The 7,060-nt window shown below is 72.1% G+C and carries 7 protein-coding genes; 2 read left to right on the top strand and 5 right to left on the bottom strand.

Features of this window, described 5'->3' with window-relative positions:
- Window positions 1-286: 286 nt before the first annotated feature.
- Both ACGFYV_RS05135 and miaA read right to left on the bottom strand, forming a co-directional pair.
- Window positions 287-925, bottom strand: coding sequence for a hypothetical protein (locus ACGFYV_RS05135; RefSeq protein ID WP_393876984.1), 639 nt, complete (start codon window positions 923-925; stop codon window positions 287-289).
- A gap of 107 nt (window positions 926-1,032) precedes the next feature.
- The gene (gene miaA, locus ACGFYV_RS05140; RefSeq protein ID WP_393876970.1) at window positions 1,033-1,971 is read right to left on the bottom strand and encodes a tRNA (adenosine(37)-N6)-dimethylallyltransferase MiaA; all 939 of its coding nucleotides are present in this window, start codon (window positions 1,969-1,971) and stop codon (window positions 1,033-1,035) included.
- Between the two features lie 481 nt (window positions 1,972-2,452).
- Between miaA and ACGFYV_RS05145 the strand changes: the two genes are divergently transcribed.
- Entirely contained in the window at window positions 2,453-2,731 is a 279-nt protein-coding gene (locus ACGFYV_RS05145) for an antitoxin (RefSeq protein ID WP_393876971.1), read from the top strand.
- 182 nt (window positions 2,732-2,913) lie between these two features.
- Here the strand turns inward: ACGFYV_RS05145 and ACGFYV_RS05150 are convergent, their stop codons facing one another.
- The 3 genes from ACGFYV_RS05150 to ACGFYV_RS05160 form a co-directional block, all read right to left on the bottom strand.
- Window positions 2,914-3,627: a class III extradiol dioxygenase subunit B-like domain-containing protein gene (locus ACGFYV_RS05150; RefSeq protein ID WP_393876972.1), complete on the bottom strand. Its 714-nt coding sequence runs from the start codon at window positions 3,625-3,627 to the stop codon at window positions 2,914-2,916.
- A gap of 95 nt (window positions 3,628-3,722) precedes the next feature.
- Complete coding sequence (gene miaB / locus ACGFYV_RS05155; protein ID WP_393876973.1) at window positions 3,723-5,249, bottom strand: tRNA (N6-isopentenyl adenosine(37)-C2)-methylthiotransferase MiaB; 1,527 nt, start codon at window positions 5,247-5,249, stop codon at window positions 3,723-3,725.
- Window positions 5,250-5,336: 87 nt separating this feature from the next.
- Window positions 5,337-6,086 (bottom strand): PP2C family protein-serine/threonine phosphatase, encoded by a 750-nt coding sequence (locus ACGFYV_RS05160; protein ID WP_393876974.1) that lies wholly within the window; start codon window positions 6,084-6,086, stop codon window positions 5,337-5,339.
- A gap of 219 nt (window positions 6,087-6,305) precedes the next feature.
- Between ACGFYV_RS05160 and ACGFYV_RS05165 the strand changes: the two genes are divergently transcribed.
- A complete protein-coding gene (locus ACGFYV_RS05165) occupies window positions 6,306-6,890 on the top strand; it encodes a histidine phosphatase family protein (RefSeq protein ID WP_393876975.1) in 585 nt (194 codons plus the stop codon).
- Window positions 6,891-7,060: the final 170 nt, after the last annotated feature.

Here is a 7,060-nt window from a genome sequence, read left to right on the forward strand (position 1 = left end):
GTGGGCCAGCGCGGGCCTCTGCGGGACCGCGGCCTGTGGATCAGCGCGGGAATGCGGATGAGTGACGCCCGCTGGATCCGTCGCGTCGCGTGGGTGGAGGTCGGCCCGTGGGGCTGCGCGGGCCGTGGATCAGTGCCGGTCTGAGGGTGAAGCGGGCTGTTTGACCAGCGCGGCTGTGAGGCAGTGCGGGCCGTGGGCCAGCGCGGCGATGCGGCAGTGCAGGCCGTGGATCAGTGCCGGGTCGTGGCTGGCAGGGCGGGCGGTTCTCCGTGCCCCTTGGGGTGTCTCAGCGCAGTCTTGCGACGCGCCAGACGGCGAGGACGACCACCACGGCGACCAGCAGGACGTAGCCGAGCGCGACCCGCCAGTCCGCGCGGCGGCCCGAGCCGCGGGCCGGCAGGCCCGGCCAGGTGTAGCCCACGCGGCGGGCGGCCATCATGCCCCAGCCGGCGGCGCAGGAGCAGATCAGCAGGCCCAGCATGGCGATGACCGCGCCGCTGTCCCCGAAGTCGAAGGCGAGCGGGAAGGCGAACATCAGGGAGCCGACCGCTGCCAGGCCCACGATGGGCGCGAGCTGCCAGATGCGCAGCCGCCGCTGCGGGCGCAGCTCGACCTCGACCTCCGGTCCGCCCGCGTACATCTCCTCGGGCTCCGGCCCGTCGGCGGTCACCCCGCCGGAGACCTCGTCCGGCCCGTCGTCGGTCAGCCGGTCCTCGGGGAGGCGGTCTTCGCCGAAACGGTCCTCGGCAAACCGGTCCTCGGCAAAGCGGTCGCCGGTGAAGCCGTCCTCGATCAGACGCTCGTCGGAGACACGTTCACCGGAGAGATGATCTTCGATCGGACGGTCCTCGTCCGGCTGCGAGCCATCACCGTCGGTGGTGACGTGCTCGGCGCTCTGTGCGGTGTCGCGAGGGCCGGCCTCCATCGCCACGCGCCCTCCCAACTAGGACTCCACTGGTCGATCGAAGCTCGATGATGGCACGGCGTCAGAGGCCTCGATGACCGGCGGCGCATCCCGATGCCATGACGTGATCAGGCTGTGACCGGTCGTTCGACCAACGCCAGAGCCAGTTCCGGAAGTTCCGCGCGGTCCTCCGCCGCCCCGCTCAGCCAGTGCACACGAGGGTCGCGCCGGAACCAGGAATCCTGGCGGCGCGCGAAGCGCTTGGTGGCGCGTACGGTCTCGGCGCGCGCCTCTTCTTCCGTGCACTCCCCGGCGAGCGCCGCGAGCTCCTGCTGATAGCCGAGCGCGCGTGATGCCGTACGCCCCTCGCGCAGTCCCTGCGCCTCCAGAGCGCGCACCTCGTCCGCGAGCCCGGTCTCCCACATCCGGTCGACGCGGAGCGCGATGCGCTCGTCGAGTTCGGGGCGGGCGACGTCGACGCCGATCTGGACGGTGTCGTAGACGGAGTCGTGTCCGGGGAGGTTGGCGGTGAAGGGCCGGCCGGTGATCTCGATCACTTCGAGGGCCCGGACGATACGGCGGCCGTTGCTGGGCAGGATCGCGCGGGCGGCCTCGGGGTCGGCGGCGGCCAGGCGCGCGTGCAGCGCGCCGGAGCCGCGCAGCGCCAGCTCCTCCTCCAGGCGGGCCCTGACCTCGGGGTCGGTGCCGGGGAACTCCAGGTTGTCGACCGCACCGCGCACGTACAGCCCGGAACCGCCCACCAGGATCGGCCAGCGCCCCTCGGCGAGCAGGGCGTCGATCCGGGCGCGGGCCAGCTTCTGGTACTCGGCGACGGAGGCGGTGACGGTCACGTCCCAGATGTCCAGCAGGTGGTGCGGGACACCGCCGCGCTCGTCGGGCGTCAGCTTGGCGGTGCCGATGTCCATCCCTCGGTACAGCTGCATGGAGTCGGCGTTGATGACCTCGCCGCCGAGTTGCTGGGCCAGGAACACGCCGAGATCGGATTTTCCGGCCGCGGTGGGTCCGACGACGGCGATGACACGGGGGGCGAGGGATGCACTGCTCACCGCACCAGTTTCGCAAACCTCACGCCCGCCCCTCGCGCTGTGCGGTCGCCACTGCCCGAAAAGCTGCCCGAAATGCTCCCCGGAGAGCTTCCCGGAGAGCCGCCGCGGGCGCCCTCACCCGGTGACCGGGGTGGCGCGAACGGGCGCACCGCGTGACGCGGGATTTCGTCCGCACGAGTAACGTATGGAGTGAATACGGGCGTTTTGCAGGGCTCCCCGGCAGGTAGAAGACACGGGAGGCACCGGACCGCCGAACTGCGGGCCGGGACCGAGGCGGAGGAGAAGGCGGCCGGGGTCACGCAAGCAAGGGGCCCGGCCCGGGACGGGCGTGACGACGTCGTGGCGGAACCGGTGACCGCCGGAGCCGGTGCGGCCGAGGACACGACCCCCCGACCCCCCGGAGGCGTCCGCGGACGAGACCGCCGACAGCGAGTCCGGTGCGGACGCCCGCACACGACTGTCCCGCGAGGGAAGGTGGACCATGGGTCTGATGGACAACATGAAGGCCAAGCTCGGCCCGGCCAGGGACAAGGTGTCGGACCTCGCGCGCCAGCACGGCGACAAGGTGACGCACGGCCTCGACAAGGCCGCCCACGCCGTCGACGAGCGCACCAAGGGCAAGTACAGCGAGAAGATCCACGCCGGAACGGACAAGGCGAAGGAGGCGATGGACCGCCTGGCGCACAAGGAGGGTCCACACGCCGGCGACGCCACCGCCCCCACCCAGCAGCCGGAGGGCCCGCCACCCCCGGCCTCCTGAACGGCAAGCGGAACCGCGCCCCGCGCCCCACGTATACCGGGAGGGCGCGCATCGAGGGACGGCCAGGACGGCCAGGGAGTGCCACTGCTCCTGGCCGTCCCCGTTGTGCCCGATACCCCTCTTGTCGCCGTTATCCGCGTTGTTCGCGTTATCCGCATTGTCCATCGCGGCCCACCCGGCGTCTATGACCAGGTCGCGACCAGGTACCCCACGCCGTAGGGCGCGTCGTCGTACAGCAGCGCGCCGCCGAGGTCCGCGCCCTCGGCCGCTCCGGCGAGCACCTGCCAGGGCGCGCGGCCGGACGCCTTCAGCTCGTACGCCAGCTCGGCGTCCAGTGCCGCGACGGCCGCCACGTCCGCCGCCCCCAGCGCACGGGCGACCCGCGCGTCGAAGGGTTCCGCCCGCTCGTCGAGGTATCCCGGCGCCTTGAGCGTGCGACACGCGCTGGCGTCCCCCATCACCAGCAGGGCCACCCGGCCGTCCCGGGCGGCGATCTCCCTGCCGGTCTCGACGCACCGTTCGGGCTCAAGGGCCTCTCCGACGCCGAGCCCCTCGATCGGCGCGTCCGCCCAGCCGGTGCGCTCCAGCAGCCAGGCCCCGACGGCCAGCGAGGACGGCAGCTCGCGGTGGGGCACGGCGTCCGTGGGGGTGCCGAGCCGTACGTCCAGGTCGACGCCGAAGCCGCGGAAGGATCCCGGGGCTCCCTGCGGGTGCCGTCCACGTTCGCTCGGCCCGGCGGGGCCGACGACCACGAGCCGGTCCGGGCGGGAGGCGGCGAGCACACCGAGCGCGTCGGTGCAGGCCGCGCGCGCGGCGTCCAGCTCGGGCGCGGCGCCCGAGGCGACCTCGGGCACGAGCAGCGGGGGGCACAGGCAGACTGCGGCGGCGACAAGCATGACCGGCAGCGTAACGCCGCGCGGCTGCCGAATGTCAGTCCGCCCGGGGCACGTCGACCGGACCGATCACCGCAGCGGGTACGCCTCCGAGAACCTCAGTCGCACCCGCAGGCGCTCTCCACCGCCGGCAGCGGTGCCGGGACGCCGATCTTCGGCAGGCCGAGCATGACGCCCGCCGGCTTGGCGGCCTCGGCCGCGTTCCGCTTCTCCCAGGCGTCACCCGCGCGCGTGCGGCGCACGTCGAGGACGGCGCCCTCGGCGAGGAGGTGGTGCGGGGCGGCGTAGGTGATCTCGACCGTGACCACGTCGCCGGGACGCACCTCCCCGTCCGGCTTGGTGAAGTGGACGAGGCGGTTGTCGGGGGCGCGCCCGGAGAGGCGGTGCGTGGCGCCGTCCTTGCGGCCCTCGCCCTCGGCGACCATCAGTTCCAGGGTGCGGCCGACCTGCTTCTTGTTCTCCTCCCAGGAGATCTCCTCCTGGAGGGCGACGAGACGCTCGTAGCGCGCCTGGACGACCGCCTTGGGGATCTGGTCGTCCATGGTCGCGGCGGGGGTCCCGGGACGCTTGGAGTACTGGAAGGTGAAGGCCTGCGCGAAGCGGGCCTCGCGGACCGCGTGCAGGGTCTGCTCGAAGTCCTCCTCGGTCTCGCCCGGGAAGCCCACGATGATGTCGGTCGTGATCGCCGCGTGCGGGATGGCCGCCCGCACCTTCTCGATGATCCCGAGGTAACGCTCCTGCCGGTAGGAGCGGCGCATCGCCTTCAGCACGGTGTCCGAGCCGGACTGCATCGGCATGTGCAGCTGCGGCATCACGTTCGGCGTCTCGGCCATCGCGGCGATGACGTCGTCGGTGAAGTCGCGCGGGTGCGGGGAGGTGAAACGGACGCGCTCCAGGCCCTCGATGTTCCCGCAGGCGCGCAGCAGCTTGCTGAAGGCCTCGCGGTCGCCGATGTCGGACCCGTACGCGTTGACGTTCTGGCCGAGCAGCGTGATCTCGGAGACGCCCTCGCCGACCAGGGCCTCGATCTCGGCGAGGATGTCGCCGGTGCGGCGGTCCTTCTCCTTGCCGCGCAGCGCCGGGACGATGCAGAAGGTGCAGGTGTTGTTGCAGCCGACGGAGATCGACACCCAGGCCGCGTACGCGCTCTCGCGCCGGGTCGGCAGCGTGGAGGGGAACGCCTCCAGCGACTCGGCGATCTCGACCTGTGCCTCCTCCTGCACGCGCGCGCGTTCCAGCAGGACGGGCAGCTTGCCGATGTTGTGCGTGCCGAAGACGACGTCCACCCAGGGCGCCTTCTTCACGATGGTGTCCTGGTCCTTCTGCGCCAGGCAGCCGCCGACCGCGATCTGCATGCCCGGCCGGGAGGCCTTCTTCGGCGCGAGCCGGCCGAGGTTGCCGTAGAGCCGGTTGTCGGCGTTCTCACGCACGGCGCACGTGTTGAACACGACGACGTCCGCGTCCCCGTCCGAACCCTCGGGCGCGCGCACGTACCCGGCCTCTTCGAGCAGCCCGGACAATCGCTCGGAATCATGGACGTTCATCTGGCACCCGTAGGTACGAACTTCGTAGGTCTTGGGTGCCTGAACGTCCACCGCGGGGCTCCGGTCGCTGCTGCTGGTCATGCCTTAAAGGGTAGGCGGTCCCCGACAGACCCCGTCCCCGCGCTCCCGCGACCCTCGTCCCTGCCTCCGCTATGCGTTCATGCGTTCCTATTCGTCCGCGATGCGTACGACCGCCAGCGTGATGTTGTCCGGGCCGCCCGCCTCGATGGCGGCCTTCCACAGGAGGAAGGCCGCGCGGCCGTCGTTGGGCTCCCGCATGATCTCCTCAAGCGCTTCCGGCGGCACCGGGTCGGTCAGGCCGTCGGTGCAGATGAGGTAGCGGGCGCCGGGCGAGAGGGGCTCGGCCGTCACATGGGCGCGGACGGCCCGGTACACGCGTGTGCCGCCCAGGCACTGGGTGACGATGGACGTGGTGCGCTGTCCTGGCGCGAGCGGGGGGCTGTCGTCGACGCTGACCTGGCGCAGCCCGTCGTCGCAGGCCTTCAGGACGCGGCTGTCGCCCACGTTGAACACCAGCAGCGAACCGGGCTTCACGACGGTGCCGGCGACCGTCGTCCCCATGGCCGCGAACCCGGCTCCCGCGTCGACGCCGGCGGCCTCGTGGACGGCGCGGTTGCAGGCGTCCAGGGCGTCACGCAGGGCGTCCTCGCTGTTCAGCGCGGGGCCGACGGACGCGATCCGGCGCACGACCAGGGCACTGGCCACGTCGCCGCCGGGATGTCCGCCGAGCCCGTCGGCGACGGCGACCACCAGGGGTGTCCCGATCGGGAAGACCAGGGTCTGCGGGTTCGCGGTCACCGTGGCGCACAGGGTCCACGGCCCGACCACCAGGCTGTCCTCGTTCCGTTCGCGGAGCAGCCCGGGATGGCTGAGCGCACTCACCGACACGTACCGCATGGACGTCACCGTCTTCCGGCCTGGGACGCACCGCCGGACATCTCAAGCGTAGGCGGAACTACGAGGCCGCTCCCCCTGGCTCCCCTGGCTCCCCTGGCACGGTGATCCCCGCTGACACGGTGATCCCCGGTGTCCGGGCCGGGCGTACTGTCGTACAGACTCAGCTGTACGGACTCGACCGTACGGATCCCGCCGTACGGCTCCCGAAGGAGCAACCGCGTGACCAGCCGTGTCACCCTCATCTCCCCGGCGATCACGCCGTCGCTGCGGCGGGCCCGTTTCGACGACGGTGACTCGATCGAGGACGGCGCGGGCGCGCGGGCCGGATCGGCGGCCGTGCTCCTGCGCGCCGCCGAGCGGGCCTTCGCCTCGTCCAGCGTGCGCTGCCGGGAGACGGCCTCGGCGCTCGGCCTCGACGCCTCGGAGCCGCCGGACCTCTCGGGCCTGGACGTCGGCCGGTGGCGCGGGCGGACGTTGGAGGAGGTCGGTGCCGAGGAGCCCGAGGCGGTGGCACGCTGGCTGGCCGACCCTGATGCCGCACCGCATGGCGGGGAATCGGTACGAGAGTTGTGCGCGCGGATCGTCCGGTGGTGGGAGACGGCGGGTTCGGCGGACGGCCGGACCGTCGCCGTGGTGGAGCCGGAGGTCGTACGGGCCGTGGTGGCACATGTGTTGGGCGCGCCCATGTCCGCGTTCTGGCGTGTCGACGTCCCACCGCTCACCGCGACGGAGTTCACGGGCCGGTCGGGGCGCTGGAACGTACGGGTGGGCCACGTCCTCGCCACGTCACCGGACCTCGTATGACGTGTACTCAGATCGTCCCTGTAACCGTCCCCGCCCCGCCCCGCCCTCGTACGCGAAAGGGCCCCCGACGGTCACCGGCGGATTCTAGGGATCGTCGCAACACGTGATCGGTTGTGTCAGACGGCGAGCAGTTTATGCAGACGCTCGGCTGGGGTTTCCCAGCCGAGCGT

This window comes from Streptomyces sp. NPDC048297 (genome assembly GCF_043201585.1).
Lineage (GTDB): Bacteria > Actinomycetota > Actinomycetes > Streptomycetales > Streptomycetaceae > Streptomyces.